This window comes from Psychrobacter cibarius, from assembly GCA_030686115.1.
GTDB lineage: Bacteria > Pseudomonadota > Gammaproteobacteria > Pseudomonadales > Moraxellaceae > Psychrobacter > Psychrobacter cibarius_C.
Genome location: CP131612.1, coordinates 3,359,862 through 3,375,086, shown reverse-complemented (window position 1 = coordinate 3,375,086; position 15,225 = coordinate 3,359,862). Strand labels below are relative to the sequence as shown.

The window sequence follows — 15,225 nt, the reverse complement described above, 5'->3', positions numbered from 1 at the left end:
TGTTGACTTAATCACTTATAGCTTTAACTCTTTTATCAATATATTCCCAATCGCTTGGACTTAAATCCCACATTTTTCTCAAAGTATCATCATTAATGGGTTTACAGAAATCAGATAAATTAGGTACAAATCTAAAATTCTTTTTATTAACATCCTGAGACATTAAAGTTAATAAAATTAGAAGTCTAACAGTTTTAGTAAAGAGATAATTTCTAAAATTCTCTGCTTCTTCTCTGGAATCAAATGATGCTGCAACTATATATGATTCCGTGCATATTTCTCCAGGTTTAGCTATCAATACGTTTTTTTCATGGTAGATTTTTATAGGCTTGGTAAAATCCGTTTGACCCGCAATTGGAGCTTTAGGTATTAGAATTTTCCATTTATTAATTATTTCGTTTTTATCTTTTATGTCATTAGGGTCTGCATAACTGAGTCCAATCTTTTGCTTAAACCAACATGGAATCCCTTTATCTTTTGGTGAATAATTAGTTGGTATATCAAAAGGTCTAATGGAACCAACAACATCTATTAAACTACCATAGTTTTTATAATCACTACTTTTTAGAATTTTTCTCAAAATATTTAGTGCTTGATTATCCCTAACAAATATATCAAATTCATCTAAATCCCTATAATTTACTTCATTGTCTCTGCTACTAACAACTTTACATTGTCCATTATAATTTTTGTCCCAAAGAAAATAACAAACTCCTCCTGCTATATCTACACCTGGAAAAATTTTTGATGCCGACTCAAAATCGTATAACTCTTTAAACCTTTTGTCTTTCAGAACATTTTTTCTAAAAGAGTCTAAGCCAAACCCACCTGAATACCATCTTGCAGGCATGATCATAACCAAATAATTCGGTTGTAAGTTTATTGCAGCTTCCACAAACTTTTGATAAACAGGGGTAGCTTGTCTTCCCGAACCATTAGTATCAATTTGGTAAGGTGGGTTACCAACAACTACATCAAATTCCATTACTTATTCTCCACAGGCTCGCTAGTACCAAATAGTTTATCGCATTTTTCTTCAAAACTCATTTCAGTCTCACCTTTAACATAAGGTGTAGTGTCCAAGTAAACAATATGTGATTTATCAATAGTGTCAGCTCTTTCATCAAAACCAAAAATGAAGTTACGAGCAATATTGAAAATGATTTCACTAGGAGCAAAGCCATAAACTTGATTCTCTAAAATATGCTTTAGCCTTTTATTGGGATCGGGTATTTCACCCTCTAACCCAAGATATAGTCGTTTTACAATCTCAGTAATAAATAAGCCAGACTTCATGTATAAATCAGCAAATGTCTTCTTAGAATCAGTGAATATATCTGGATTTTCTTGCTCAAGTTTATCCACCATCATTTTTACCACTTTTTTAGGGGTGAATATCTGATTAGTTTTCTGCGGTGGAATGTAGTCAAAGATGTCTTCTTCCTGACTTTCATCGAAGTAGTTTGCAAGCTCTTTACGCTTTTTGAGAAACTCAAAAACCGATTCGTTGAATACAGTTTCATCAAAGAAATCATGAGTATCACGCAGCGTTCTAAACTGATCTAACGTAATGCCAGTCACTTGCTTGAAAACAGTGTCGCTTACAAACTCATCAAAGTTACCAAGCAATGTGTCAGCATCGCCATACGCCATTAAAAATGAAGGTATGGTACGGGCAAACCCACGCAAACGAGCGCGAACATCATTCTCAACAACGTTTTTCTTTTTATCCTCGGCTTTTTGTAAAATAGCCTCATTAGATGATTTTACTAGCTCCTGTGTCTTAGCTGCAATTTTAGCTTCTACTTCTTTTTGATAACCCTCTTGGATCTGTTTTTGCTTGAGTTCATAAGCAGCTTTAGTTTTAGACATTTCGACTTCGTTAAGATGAGCTTGTGTCATCTCTTTTTTATACTCAACTTCTGCCTCTTTTTGTTTGATATCAGTCTGCCTTTGTGAGATTTCAATTTCACGAGCTACTGCTTTAGCAGCGTTTTTCACAATATTTTCGGCAAAACTTTGAGTGACATCATAATCTTTAGCGGTATTCTTAACTCCCTGTTCGACATTTTTTATAAAACTTTCTTCAATTGCCTTTGCATGTTTATCTTGGGGCAGCTCACCAAAAGTTTCTACTGTTTTTTGGATGTTAGCATACGTCTTTTCGCCAAATCGCGCTTCGGTTTCCGATATCACAATATCGTCATCAACTTGAGCCTCGCCTTTGTTGTCAACCTTAACATCTTGCGTATCAATAGGGGTTTGAGTTTTTTGCGGAACTGTTTTGCCAACCTCTACTGGATTAAGATTTTCGAGAATTTCTCGAACTTCTTGTGACGCAAAAATACCTGATACATTCTTAAACAGTAGGTTTGACATAAAGCCACGGCGTACTACCTCTTGGGCTTTAATAGCTTTTGGTATGGTCAACACTTGAGTAGCATCAAGCTCAACCATTTTACCATCGTTATCTTCTGCGATAACTGGGAAGAAGTTTAGAAGATGCTTAATGTTTTCTTTGCGATCATCGCCTGTACCGCCACCGTTTACTGTTCTTCGAGATAAGTCATTAGCAAATTCTTCATAGATGGTTAACGTGCGTTCAGGTGCAAAATCAAAAACATAAGCGTTTTCTTTTTGATATACCTGACCATCGATTTGATACTCCCAAGGGTTTTGTGCTCGGAAGGCAGCTTGCATATAAAGACTAGGCGACTTGATGTTTGATAACATTAATACCGCTGTCCACTCAGGAATAGTAATGCCAGTGGTTAGCTGACCCACAGATAAAGTGATGGTCTTATCATGTGTTTTAACAGCCTCTTTGACTCGAACAAGTGATTTATCATTATTGATCACATCACTGTCATGACTTTGACCATCACCTGCGGCAAGTACAATCTCATAGCCCTTAAAGACAGGATGTTCTTTTAACAGCTTTTGTAAGGCTTTGGCGCTGGCAACACGGTTTAATAGCCAAAAGGTGTGTTTAAGCTCATCCTGCAAGGCTTTGGTTGAAAACGGGTACTTCTCATTGCGAGATAATGAATCTAACCATTTTTTTACGTATTCCTCATGAACAAACTTGCCATTGTCTTTTGTTTCGAAAAACTCATTAAGATCGAAAGCATAATCAATGCTGTCTCCTTCTATTTTTGCTCCCTTGTTCACCTCATCGGTGATGGCTTGGCTCATTTGATAAGAAAACAGATTTAAGCGAGGCAGTTTTTCATAGGGATTGTGTTCATCTGGATTATCCCAATTGGCTTTAGCCTGTTGCTCGTCTGCATAACTCCAATTGTAAATCTCATCTTCACTAAATGTACCAGTGGCCACAGCCTTAAAAGGTGTACCAGATAAATGTAGAGTAAAATCACGTTTAATATTTTCAAATGCCAAATCAGTTTTAAGGGTGTCCACCCCTTCATGAGCTTCATCAATAACCAACATATTCCATGACAGATCTTTGACCCAGCTAAGTTTATCGTAACTACCCCCAAAACTGACTGCACCCTTTAAGTCTTGCAGAGATATAAAGGTGATCATGCTTTTCTTGCCCGTAGCTGTCTGCGATAAAAACTCCTCTCTTTTCATGACAGGACGTTCACTTAACGAGTCGCTGGTAGAGACAAATGCAAAGTCAGTTTGCCACGCAATGAACTTCTCGAAATCATCAAACCAAGAGTTAGCAATACTTGGTCTGTTTGTCACAATAAGTACTTTGGTTGCATTGAGCTTACGAGCTAAGTCATAGGTTGTTAGCGTCTTCCCAAATCTTGGTTTAGCATTCCATAGAAACTCACCTTTGGGATAAGATTTTATATAATTCAGGGTTTGTGTCACAGCGGCAGCTTGCTCATCTCTAAGCTGATACTGAGCCTTTTCTTTAGCTTGATCATAAGGGTTTTCTAAAAAGCTTTTATAATCAGTATAAGATCTTTGTTCCAGGTCATGCTCATAGAAAAACCATTCAGATTTATCTAAACGTTTTATTTTTTTATGCTTTACTAGATAATTATGAAAATTTTTATCTGTGAACCAATCATCTGATTCAAGGAACTTAGCAGGTTCACACCATAGCTTTTCGTAGTCGAGTCGAGCTGTGTAGGTCTGTTCTTTAATGCGATCGTCAGCATTTTTACGCTCTGTATAACCTATTTTTACCCAGCCATTCTTCGTTGGAACCTCTGGTAAGATGTAAGCATATATTTGTGGATAAATAATTTTCGTGGTTTTTATTTTTGGGGAATTACTCATTATTACCTTAATCCTTTGTCAAAGAGTTCCATCTTATTTTTGTCCCAATTCATTATTCTGACACGTTTGCCCGCTTTTCTAAGGCTTTTGCCATCAGAGATATTATCATCGAAAAGTTTCAGCTGGCTTTTAACAGGTCTTTTTCGTATGTCGGATAATGGAATGATATATTTTAAGCCATCCATCTGAAACAGATTGTAGCTAATAATATTGGCTATAATCGCAAAGTGTTCATGCGTTGGTTTGTCTTGCCATTTAGCTACATGATAATCGTAGTAAGTATAGAGTAGATTTTCTCGTGCTAATAGCAGTGAATCCCCGTTCCATTCAAAACCATAACTGGCTTTATAGGCTTTCTCTACCAATTGTTGCCATTCAGATTTTTCATCCACCTCAGCATTAATACGAGATAATTTACGATCAACAAAGCCTACACGCTCTGATAAGGGTACTATATTGCCTGTCTCCATGTCATAGCGAGTTGCCATATATGGCGCTTCACCACAGGTAATCTCTAGCCACTTGCGGTTTATATAGGTTTGTAAATCATCCTCACAGTAACTAGCATCAATCACATCATTTTGTTTTTTGATGATCCATGTAGGGGTGAACACCTCAGCCTTGGATTTGGTGCGCTCTTTTTGCACGTATTCGGATTTTAAAGCACGAGGTATGATGATGTGCCCCATGTGACCTGTTATCAATTTAGGTTTGACTTGATGCGAGACTCCATAGTATCTACCATATTGTATATAGTTCTCGTTTGCCCAAATGATATTCCTTGTCTTTTTTGATGTTGACGTAGTACGGTCAATCAATAATATATCAAGTATGGCTGGCATCTGTTCACGAATATCATTTTCAGAGATGTCAGCAGAACTAAATTGTACTTTAGATTCTTTATTCTGATACATGTCTTTAGCTTTAGGACTGTAAAGGTTTTGACCAAAAAGACCAGCGCCTTTTAAATGTGTCATGTGTCTTTTATACTCATTGTTAATACTTAGATTCATAATGTTTTGCTAATCCGTTTCAATATACTACTTTTGGGTGCAAAGTATCTTAACCAGCTATGGTATTTTTGTCGCTTCAATGATGACAATCTTAATTCAGTTCCCAAAGATGGCGTTGTAGATCGTCAACATAAGGCTTCAAAATATCAGGCTAAACTTCATTTAAGCTATCTAAACAGGGTATGACGTATTCTTGCTTATTATATTTAACTATTGCTTTATCTTGGTTTTGCTCGATATCTAGAGTTGCTAAAGTCTTCCTAATAATTTTAAGTTCATGAAAATACTCTAAGCTAATAATAATCCATCTTTCATAGTCCTTTTTTGTAGGATTGGGGAGACGGCTGATAGCAATTAAGTCTCTCTCCAAGATTTTACGCCTATCTTTCCTAAGAGTCTCTGGGTCAGGCTGATTGCATTGAATATTAGTTCCGTACTTTCGATTAAGATGAGATACAAAGCCAGTTATGGCACTGATTTGTCCTCGCTTAAGCCTCAAATAGGCGTTTAATTGCTCCTGTGAGGGCTTTCCCCATCTATCAATACCAAGTTCCACATAAATACCTACGGCAGGTTGTAAAGCCAATCTGATGGATTTTAGAGAGGTTTTCTTAAGAGCTAACTTTTCGTTAAGAAATGCATAGTAAGACTCTATTGTTTTGGGTAAGACTTCAAACTTATTCAGCAAATTTGCAATTCGCTCTTTTTCGGCAATTTCATGCTTAACTTCTAAGTCAACAACTACTTGCTCCGTGTCTATCAACCATCTTAAAACAGTTAAATGGTGACGTAGACCCTCAGGCTTAAACTCCTGTACAAGGGATGAATACGTGGGTATTTCAGACCATATATCATCGCAAGTTTTAAAGAAGGCGGTAAACTTTAAGTGTTCAAGAGTAACGTTCTTGTTGTCAGTGCGATCAATGAACCACTTGATGAACGCCTCATACGATATTTTTATTTTATCTGACTTAAATAAATAGAGATTGGTAGCAACCTCACGCTGTAACCTATGACCCCAATAGCAACTTTCACACTCTTTCCCTTGTCCTGCTGGCATATTCTCACCACAGCAAGGACAGTTTATTTTACCTAATTCATGGCATTTCTGGCATAAAACACCTGTAGGCGTATCTATTACTTTTCTAAATCGCCTACAAGCAGAACAGGTCTTTCTTGTTTCTCTTTGATAGCAGGATACGCAAACTTCATTGTCGTGAGGAAGTTCAGCATAGCGAGAAACCCCTATCTTATCCTTTCCACATTCTTGGCATGTTTTCTTTTTCTTGAAGTAGCCTTGATAGCAAATTTGGCATACTCGTCCATACTCTGTATTAGCACCATTGACGGAGGCGTCTTTACCGCACCGTTTGCATGGTTGACCACTAATACACTTACGGCATATTGGCTCATGTTCTTTTTTATGCAATCTACTAAGTGTACTGCATCGGCTGCAAGGTTGCTTGATGAACCATATCTTATAGCAGTTTGCACAGTAACCTTCACCCTTGTATCGTCTTTTAATATCGACTGGATGATTGCCGCACCAATCACATTTATTCTTTGTAGCTGAATCGGTCTTGGTCATAAAGCTCTCTCATTTCAGTCTTTCTTTTGAGTCTTTCCCATAGTTTCATTACTGATTCAGGCGCTCTTGGCGTATTTAAGTTCTGACTATTTTGACGCTTTTGGTTTTTGATAATGGGGAGCTGCATATAGATAGACTTAAAAGGTTCTGGGATAAGCGTTTTTCTATTCCAATTAAAGCTATTCTGAGTTATGGATATTTCCTCGCACTTTTTAATCCAAGTGTTTATATCAGTATCATTTAATTGAGCAGCATACCCTAGCAGTTCAATACGCTCATTAATAGGAAGTTGGTTCAGTCTAAGTCCCGTTTTAGGAGGAGTCATGGTGTTTACATTAATGCTAAAGCTCTTTAGTAGTTTGCCAAACATATAGTCGGGTTTGCTTGCACCGCGCCTTACTATATTGACGTAGAACGCCATAAGCTCAAACCACTCTTGCATCGAAACTTTTTCACCAAACGAATAACCAAATTCATCGACATATACCTTACTGGCTATTCTTTGAAATTTGTAAGAATAGTCATCTAGCAAGTAAGCAGGATTATTATCGGCTGCCTTAGACAATTTATGCTTACAGCTATGGCAGTGATTGATATATCTCATATTTGCTTCAAGCAATTGAGGCTGGTACGGCTGATGACATTGTGTGCAAGTACTTTGCAGCTTTATTTGATGCTGAACACAATACAAAGACCATGTGAAACGCCAAGATAATTTCAATCTCGCATCACTATCTGACTGCATGCAAAGTGGGCAGTATTGATACCCTAATAGTGCTCTACGATTGCGCTTGGTCAGTGGTTGAGTCCACGGTATATTGATTTGTTTATAGTTATCAGATAATCCCATTTTTTTAGCAAAACTCACCAGCGTATTTGCGTTAAAGGCTCGGTAATGCATACCAGCCAAAACAGCCATGTCTTTATGGATTTGCACATCAATATGATTAAAACCCTTGTCTACATCATAAGTCCACAGCCGATAGTCAGGCCAATAAAATTGAGTGAAAGTTAAAATGTCGCAGCCTTGATTTAAGGCTGCTCTAATTAGCCATGAGCTAATACTTTCATCGTAATATAGTGGTGTCTTGATGGTTAATGGTTTTATTCTATTACTCTGTAGGCTCTCTTGTTTTTGCATATTCTTTTCTTTAATGAGTCCTCAGTAATTTCCTCAACCCCTGTTTCTATGGCCTCTATAGCGCATTCAGAGATTAATCTCCTAACATTACCAATTTTGCCTTCACTAATGCTATGTATAAGGCGAGTCTTATCAGGATCAAAAAGTCTTGACGGTTTTCTTAAAGGCATAATTAGCTCAAAGCTTCCCACAAGCCGTCTAAACTCCTCACTATTGCGCCAGTTTTCAAGCTCAATAACATCAAAGCGGCTGATATGCTGCGGATCAGTATGAAGCACTCTTATGGCATCATTTGTACCTGCTACAACAATGGGTAACTTAAGCTCATTACAAAGATACTTAATGACGTTCATTATCTGTCTTTGCTGCCTTGCTGTTCCTGTCAGTAAAGAATGAATTTCATCTATTATTAATACCTGTACGTTACAGCACTTAAAGGCATGGACAACTTGATAACGAAGTTTGGCTGTCGAATCGGTAGAGCGGTAAGGTAATGCCAGTTTTTCAAGCAAACTAATATAAAGCTCTTTCTCACTAGGTACTGGCGGAGCTTGGATTAAAACTACAGGCACCACTGATTCTTTAAAGTCGTTAATGTATTCCTCGCCAAACTTCTCGTAAAATCTATTGATCAGCGTCGTTTTACCATTATTAGAGTCCCCAATAATCATAATATTAGGCATGCGGTGCTGCTTTGATTTTTTCAGCAGGTTTTGCATAATTTTGAGCGTTCTGTTTGCCTTCTCGTAACCAATCCAACGAGGCTCATCAATAAAGGCGATTCTATCGCTGTTTGATAGCGGTACGATATGCTGAAACCTATCAAGAACATGGACGTATGGCTTGTCACTACTCATTATTCTATGTCCTCAAAAAAGTACACTCCATAGTCTGCATCAGGACCAGCTTGGGGGTCTGTACTGGCAGTATCAGTTATCTGGACTGTATCAGGTAATGTAGAGTCAACTTTATCTTTTTTAGCGTCTATAACCTCATAACGTTTTTGAGATTTTTCATGGCTTTTACGTCTTTGTTTCCTTCTGCGCTGAGTTTTGGTGGTTGATTCTGCATTTTCGGCTAGCGTCTGCATGTCATCCCATGCTTTGTAGATTAGATGCTCATTGCTCGTACCATTTTCTAACTTAACCTGCCGTCTGATTTGTTGATATTCCCATAGACTCATTGACGGTAAGGTTTGGTTGGCAAAAGGAATGATAAAATACTGTTTTAACTCAGGGTCGTAAAACCATATTTTGCTAATATCTCTAGGGTCGCGTCTGAATATAAACTGACTTTTTACATTCTTACTATCAGAAGTGTTTATGTAGTTATTTAAGCAAGGGTCATAGTAGTGTAAGCCGTCAATACGAACGCCTGAGCTTTGTATTGTGCGCTCAAAACTGGGCATGAAATCAAGTTTAAGAGTTGTCTCATCTACAGGTAGTGAAGGTATACCTATACCATCACTAAACGAGTCACCAAATATGCCAATTTCCCACTGTCTAGCAGGTGTTCTCTCTATCCCTGAATGAATACTTAAATGATAAACCTTAGTAATATAAGTTAAAAACCACTTTTCAAACTCACCAAGAGTAAGAGATGCATTTTTTTCGGCGTCATATTCATCCTTTTGCTTTATGTTAGAAAAAGTTGTTCCTGGTAATTCATGAACCTTTTTCATTAAGTTGCCAATCATGCGCTCCACATGACCGCCATACTCAGGTCGGGCTAAAGGTCGAAACTCAATATTGATACCGTGCAGCGCACAAGACTTTCTCAGATCATCTGAGCGAAAATCCGACCCATTGTCTACATGAATTTTTCTAGGATAGCCAAACACTTTCCATTCAGCATCTGTTATACCGTTTTGAATGAGTAGGTCGTCCTTTGATAAAATGCTGCGTGAAAGGCACATGCCTACAGAGGTTACTGATGGGGCGTCTAATGAGATATAGTAGCCAGTGATCATTCGGCTATATATGTCAATTGCGACAGTTACCCACGGTCTGCCAATCGGTTTTCTATGCTTGTCGTCAACGAGAATGATATCGGCAGGGGTATGGTCAATTTGAACAACATCTAAAGGGTTAAAAACCTCTGGAAAGTGTCCAGTTTTAGGAGTGAATTTATTCTTAGCTCTTTCTCTTTGACCACGCCTTTTCATCACGGTTGGTTCAGATACTTGGTCTATACGGTATCTAATGGCTTTGGCGCTAGGTTTACTGCAACCTTGCTCGTGACATAGCTTATGAACTCGTCTTACCGTTGCCTCTACGGTGGGGCGTTGTGGCGTTAAGAAAAAGTCATTAATGACTTGTTTGATAAGCGTATCGGTTGCATGATCTAGTCTTATTTTATCTTTGTTCCAACCTCGTTTCTTTTCTAACAAAGATGCGATAGAACCAGTCGATCGATAAGCATCCACCCATCGCCTTAGCGTTCTACTTGAAACCTTACATTCCTCTGCTCTTATGTCTAGCTCTTTAGAGGCCAAGCCGCCATTATCCCTCGATAATAAGGGTTTAATTGCAAGGTACTTGCTTTGGGCTTTTTCCCAGTCGGCATCACTAATGTATTCGGCATCCACGTTAATAATGGTGCCCTGTGGGTTTGTAGAGTTCTCTAAATCATGAATGCTAATTAATTCATTTTTGAGAGTGGATAAGTTCTTGAACAGCGCCTGATTCATATCAATGAGTTCAATCATCTTATACTGTACGTCTTTAGTTTTATGGCTGTAGATATTGCCACTCGCAAGCTGTAGAGCGCCTCTTTTTAACTTAATCCCTGATATTTCTACATCCTCATCTGTGTCATGCATATCCTTATACATACCAAACCTCCGTCTTTTCATTAATCTCATCCCAAAGATGAAAACCTAGTCTTTTATTTGCCATAAGATGATAAATGATGCGTCTGCCCTGAGGACGGTATATATCACCCATAAAGAACCTTTCTAGTAGATACTCAATGGTAGTTGTACCCATCATTTCTACTTGCTCTAAAATGGTTTCAATATCATCTCTTGAACAGTTCAGTCTCTCATAGCGCATGATATGATCTACATTAGCTAACCCTTGGTGCCGAATCCTTGATTCATCGTATATTTTGAAACGATAGTCATGCTCTTTGCAGTACTCTCTTGCAGCCTTCCATTTATCTGACCAGTCACGCCAATGCCTTGTCCATTCATCTCTAGGTTTTACCTCTACAATTAGAGATTTAGTATCAGGATTGTATCGATCCCCATCGTTATCTATCTGAACAAAATAGTCAGGAGTATAGTTATAAGTCCTTCCATTCTTTTCAAAAGGAATAGTTATAGGCTGGGCTACGACTTCAATGACGTTGCTACGAAAAGTCTGGAAAACAACAAAATCTCTTTCTAATGTAGATTCATAAGGTATTGATATACCTTGATGACAGTAATACCCAGACATACTTCTACGAGTAGGCTTAATAACCCTGACTTGTTCCATAAAATGTGACACCTATTGGGTATAAGAAATATAATATTGTCTCTTATTGGGTTTTATTATGACATCTATTGGGTAGTTTTACACTCTGAATCGCTTATTGTAAGTCAATATTTTGACATCTATTTAGCATAGTGACAGTGGCTCACGACCAAAACCGGGTGAAATTACCCTTGCCAATAAGGGCGTATTATTCCTTGACGAATTGCCAGAGTTTGATCGGAGTGTGCTTGAGGTATTACGTCAGCCATTAGAAGCCAAGCAAATCACCATTAGCCGTGCCAACTCGCAGATGACTTTTCCAGCAAATTTCCAATTGGTCGCTGCCATGAATCCATGTCCATGCGGCTATGATGGCGATACCTCAGGGCGTTGTCGCTGCCGACCTGAACAGATTAAACGTTATCAAGATAAACTATCAGGTCCACTGCTTGATCGCATTGATTTGCATATCACTGTACCTGCGCTGCCAATTGCCGATTTGCAAAATGCTCAAGCTGGCGAAACCTCCGAACAAGTGCGCGTTCGAGTCATTGCCGCACATAAACATCAGATGCAGCGGCAACAAAAGGTCAATAATGAGCTTAGCCCTAGCGAGATTGATAAATATATCCAACTAGGAGAGGGTGAACAGCAACTATTACAGCTCGCTCAGCAGCGTCTGAATTTATCGGCACGCGGTTATCATCGAGTATTGAGAGTGGCGCGTACCATTGCTGATTTGGATGACAGTATCGATATTACAAGCGCTCATGTGTCTGAGGCGCTGAGCTATCGGAGCAAATAATGATTTCAAAGAATGGCTTAAATGAATCATTCTAACGTTCAAATTTTAGCTGTCTATCTTATAATTTTTGAAAATATATTTTATTAATGCCGCAAAATCATCAAAGGCTTCGGTAGGGTTTAGCTCACGGATATCTTGTCCGTAGTTGTAGCCATAAGACAGCCCGAAAGTATCCATATTGGCGTTTTGTCCGGCTAAGATATCGTTTCTAGAATCGCCAATCATCACAGCTTGTTCTGGAGTGACGTTCAACGCTTTACAGACATGCAGTAGCGGTGCTGGATCAGGCTTTTTAGTTGAGAGACTATCACCGCCTAATACTTCACTGAATAAGTCCTGCCAGCCAAAGAATTGCAATATTTTCGGTACAAAACGAATCGGTTTATTGGTCACTAAGGCCAGCGTAAATCCTGCTGCTTTTAGCTTTTTTAGTCCGCTATCGACATCTGGGTAAGCAACGGTTTTGCTACCACTGAGATTTTTGTAAGCCTCAAAAAACAGGTGCTCTGCGTGATTGGCTTCCTCGACCGTCAACTCGCCTTCTAACACGTCTACCTTACCTACTAGTGCGCGCTCTACCAGCAATCTTGAGCCGTTACCTATCCAGTTTCGTATGGCCTCGATAGGGTAAGTCTCTTTGCCCAGAGTGGTCAACATCGCATTGGTCGCATCAGCCAAATCTGGCACACTATCAATGAGCGTGCCATCAAAATCAAAAATCAAAATTTGCTTAATACCTACAGTCATTATTACTTACCCACGCTATCAATTTTATACTTTTTTGGAGTATTAGCTCCAAGCCCTCATTACCTTAGCACAGCAAGTTATGAATTCAATTATTTAACAGCCTGTCATTATAAATGTTTCTATCTTTTCAGGCTGAGGGTAATGTTTTATTGATATGTTTTATGCTTATTCAACCTCTTTATAACGTTCGCGATGTTCCTTTTTCATTCTTAGATAATCTTCGTTCTCACGACACTCGTCCCATTTTTGTTTAAATATGCGCGCTGACTCTGCTTTGATTGGGTCTTCGATTTGTCGTGGCAACTCTTCGCGACCATGTGCGCCGCTCTGACCTTTTTTATCATCGGGAACAGCACCTTTATACTTTTTGCCGCCTTTGTGATTGGCGTAACGACGGGCGCGGGTATAGCCCATTTGAATAAATTTGCGCGCCATATCTGCACCGACAAAGTCATCGGCCGCCAGATAATCTAAAAACAGCTGATAAATTGTCTCGCTGCTCTCAAGCGCAATATTAGGGGTCGCAAAGCGCCAGTGTGGCAGGATTTCAGACTTATACGGCTCTACCAATAATACGCCTTGCTCGCCGCGACCGACCCGATACAGCTCGGGCTGCGCGCGCAAATCTAGGTTTTTATAATCCAAATCGTAATCGAACGCTCTCATCGCTTTTCCCTATTCGTCATCTGTCATATTTATCATTATCAATACTATCGAGTATACTGAGCGCCGCTGTCTAAAAAACAGCACAAAAATGTTATGCAACCGTGACAGTAAGCGTTTAGCATGAGAAGCATGGCGAATAGAATCAATCATTTAGCAGGTCTGAGTAGGTTAAAGTTATGACAGTTAATAAAAACATCCTTAATAGAATCAGTCTAGCTGGCTCGACTGTTACGATGTCTTTAAAAAGTATATTTATGATATCGGTGATGGTACTCATCAGCGTATTAAGCACAAATGTTGCCCATAGCGCATGGTTTGAGCAGTTGATTCCGCAAGGAGAAACTTATACGGTACGTGAGATAGATCGTGATTTGGCGTTCGTGATTGATGGTTTCATTTATGATGCGCGCACGTCTTGTTTTTTAGCAGTGGGCGATCGGGTGATATTTTTTGAAGGGCGTCATGGTATCGATTACCGCGCGACGGTTTATGACTTAGACTCGCGTGAACGTTGCGAGGTGTTATTAAGAAGACGTTTGTCATAAGCTATTAGGCTTATTTCAGAACGGAATACAGGCATAAAAAAAGCCCCGAACATTGCTGTTCGGGGCTTTTTAGAATTCTTAAACGAATGGTGGCTCGAGGCAGGTTCGAACTGCCGACACACGGATTTTCAATCCGTTGCTCTACCGACTGAGCTATCGAGCCGTCTTCGTTGAGGCGCTATTAAACTAAATATAGGCGTTGCTGTCAAGTAGTTTTTGCATAATAGAAGATAAAAGACGATAAATAATCAAATATTGGCAAAATTAACTGTTTCTGCTCTCGATTTAGTCTTTAACACGCAGTAAATCATACTCGCTCATAATACGATGGATATCCGCATCGGCAGGGACAAACTCACGCACACCTTTTTTTATCTCAGCATCATAGACCAGTTTGATAAACTTAGCATCGATCGCGCGACCGCGATTTTGTGGATGTACCGTTAAATATTGCAAACGCTTGGCGTCGGTTTGCCCATCATCAAAACAGGCAACCGCAGCGATAGGCTTGTCATTGAACATACCAACATATAGGATCTGTCCACGTTTGAAGCCTTGCTCAACGATATTTAATACCTCGAGACCATCAGGCTGCGCGTCATCGCTATCGTACAATGCCTGCAAGCGCTCTGCTAGCTCATTATCACGAGCAGGTTTTTTGATAAGTGGTGTATCCAAGCTATTAATGGCGATCGCTTCTAAAGGCATAGCAGTTCCTATAAACAGAGAGTCTCTATCGTATAAAGTAGCAGTATGACACAGCACAAAGCTATAACACGGCAAAAAGTCATAGAAAGTAGGCTGTAGAATATGATATCTAAAAGTCAGTGCAAATCATGATTAATAATACTGAACACACTATTTTAGCAGAATGAGGTAATTTTGTGCGTGGTTTACCGCTTGGCCGTGGCAGTAAATGTTAGGGTTTGCTATGATGAGGCTAGATGATATTTAGTACGTACAAACCCTAATACCTTGATATCTTTTGTATATATCATTTTCTAA

General features: G+C 39.0%; 12 protein-coding genes, 1 tRNA gene and 1 pseudogene. 2 read left to right on the top strand and 12 right to left on the bottom strand.

Annotated features, from left to right (window positions below):
* Positions 1 to 7: 7 nt before the first annotated feature.
* The 8 genes from Q6344_14370 to Q6344_14335 form a co-directional block, all read right to left on the bottom strand.
* A complete protein-coding gene (locus Q6344_14370) occupies positions 8 to 985 on the bottom strand; it encodes an Eco57I restriction-modification methylase domain-containing protein (protein ID WLG13737.1) in 978 nt (325 codons plus the stop codon).
* A complete protein-coding gene (locus Q6344_14365) occupies positions 985 to 4,257 on the bottom strand; it encodes a DEAD/DEAH box helicase family protein (protein ID WLG13736.1) in 3,273 nt (1,090 codons plus the stop codon). The genes Q6344_14370 and Q6344_14365 overlap by 1 nt, the downstream gene beginning before the upstream one ends.
* Before the next feature lie 2 nt (positions 4,258 to 4,259).
* Positions 4,260 to 5,270 carry a restriction endonuclease gene (locus tag Q6344_14360; protein WLG13735.1) on the bottom strand — a complete coding sequence of 337 codons (1,011 nt, stop codon included), beginning with the start codon at positions 5,268 to 5,270 and terminating at the stop codon, positions 4,260 to 4,262.
* A gap of 151 nt (positions 5,271 to 5,421) precedes the next feature.
* Positions 5,422 to 6,858, bottom strand: coding sequence for a hypothetical protein (locus tag Q6344_14355; GenBank protein WLG13734.1), 1,437 nt, complete (start codon positions 6,856 to 6,858; stop codon positions 5,422 to 5,424).
* Positions 6,827 to 7,999: a TniQ family protein gene (locus Q6344_14350; protein WLG13733.1), complete on the bottom strand. Its 1,173-nt coding sequence runs from the start codon at positions 7,997 to 7,999 to the stop codon at positions 6,827 to 6,829. The genes Q6344_14355 and Q6344_14350 overlap by 32 nt, the downstream gene beginning before the upstream one ends.
* Complete coding sequence (locus tag Q6344_14345; protein WLG13732.1) at positions 7,963 to 8,856, bottom strand: TniB family NTP-binding protein; 894 nt, start codon at positions 8,854 to 8,856, stop codon at positions 7,963 to 7,965. The genes Q6344_14350 and Q6344_14345 overlap by 37 nt, the downstream gene beginning before the upstream one ends.
* Positions 8,856 to 10,832: a DDE-type integrase/transposase/recombinase gene (locus Q6344_14340; GenBank protein WLG13731.1), complete on the bottom strand. Its 1,977-nt coding sequence runs from the start codon at positions 10,830 to 10,832 to the stop codon at positions 8,856 to 8,858. The genes Q6344_14345 and Q6344_14340 overlap by 1 nt, the downstream gene beginning before the upstream one ends.
* Positions 10,825 to 11,478 (bottom strand): Tn7 transposase TnsA N-terminal domain-containing protein, encoded by a 654-nt coding sequence (locus Q6344_14335; protein WLG13730.1) that lies wholly within the window; start codon positions 11,476 to 11,478, stop codon positions 10,825 to 10,827. The genes Q6344_14340 and Q6344_14335 overlap by 8 nt, the downstream gene beginning before the upstream one ends.
* A 139-nt stretch (positions 11,479 to 11,617) precedes the next feature.
* Here Q6344_14335 and Q6344_14330 point away from each other — a divergent pair.
* Positions 11,618 to 12,262, top strand: a pseudogene (locus Q6344_14330) (ATP-binding protein).
* A gap of 45 nt (positions 12,263 to 12,307) precedes the next feature.
* Here the strand turns inward: Q6344_14330 and Q6344_14325 are convergent.
* A complete protein-coding gene (locus tag Q6344_14325; protein WLG13729.1) occupies positions 12,308 to 13,009 on the bottom strand; it encodes a phosphoglycolate phosphatase in 702 nt (233 codons plus the stop codon).
* A gap of 165 nt (positions 13,010 to 13,174) precedes the next feature.
* Positions 13,175 to 13,675 carry a DUF4385 domain-containing protein gene (locus Q6344_14320; GenBank protein WLG13728.1) on the bottom strand — a complete coding sequence of 167 codons (501 nt, stop codon included), beginning with the start codon at positions 13,673 to 13,675 and terminating at the stop codon, positions 13,175 to 13,177.
* Between the two features lie 176 nt (positions 13,676 to 13,851).
* On the opposite strand from Q6344_14320, the gene Q6344_14315 reads away from it, so the two are divergent.
* Positions 13,852 to 14,220, top strand: coding sequence for a hypothetical protein (locus tag Q6344_14315; protein WLG13727.1), 369 nt, complete (start codon positions 13,852 to 13,854; stop codon positions 14,218 to 14,220).
* 87 nt (positions 14,221 to 14,307) lie between these two features.
* On the opposite strand, the gene Q6344_14310 is transcribed toward Q6344_14315, so the two are convergent.
* Both Q6344_14310 and Q6344_14305 read right to left on the bottom strand, forming a co-directional pair.
* A tRNA-Phe gene (locus Q6344_14310) sits at positions 14,308 to 14,383 on the bottom strand.
* 122 nt (positions 14,384 to 14,505) lie between these two features.
* Positions 14,506 to 14,928: a hypothetical protein gene (locus Q6344_14305; protein ID WLG13726.1), complete on the bottom strand. Its 423-nt coding sequence runs from the start codon at positions 14,926 to 14,928 to the stop codon at positions 14,506 to 14,508.
* Between the last annotated feature and the right edge of the window lie 297 nt (positions 14,929 to 15,225).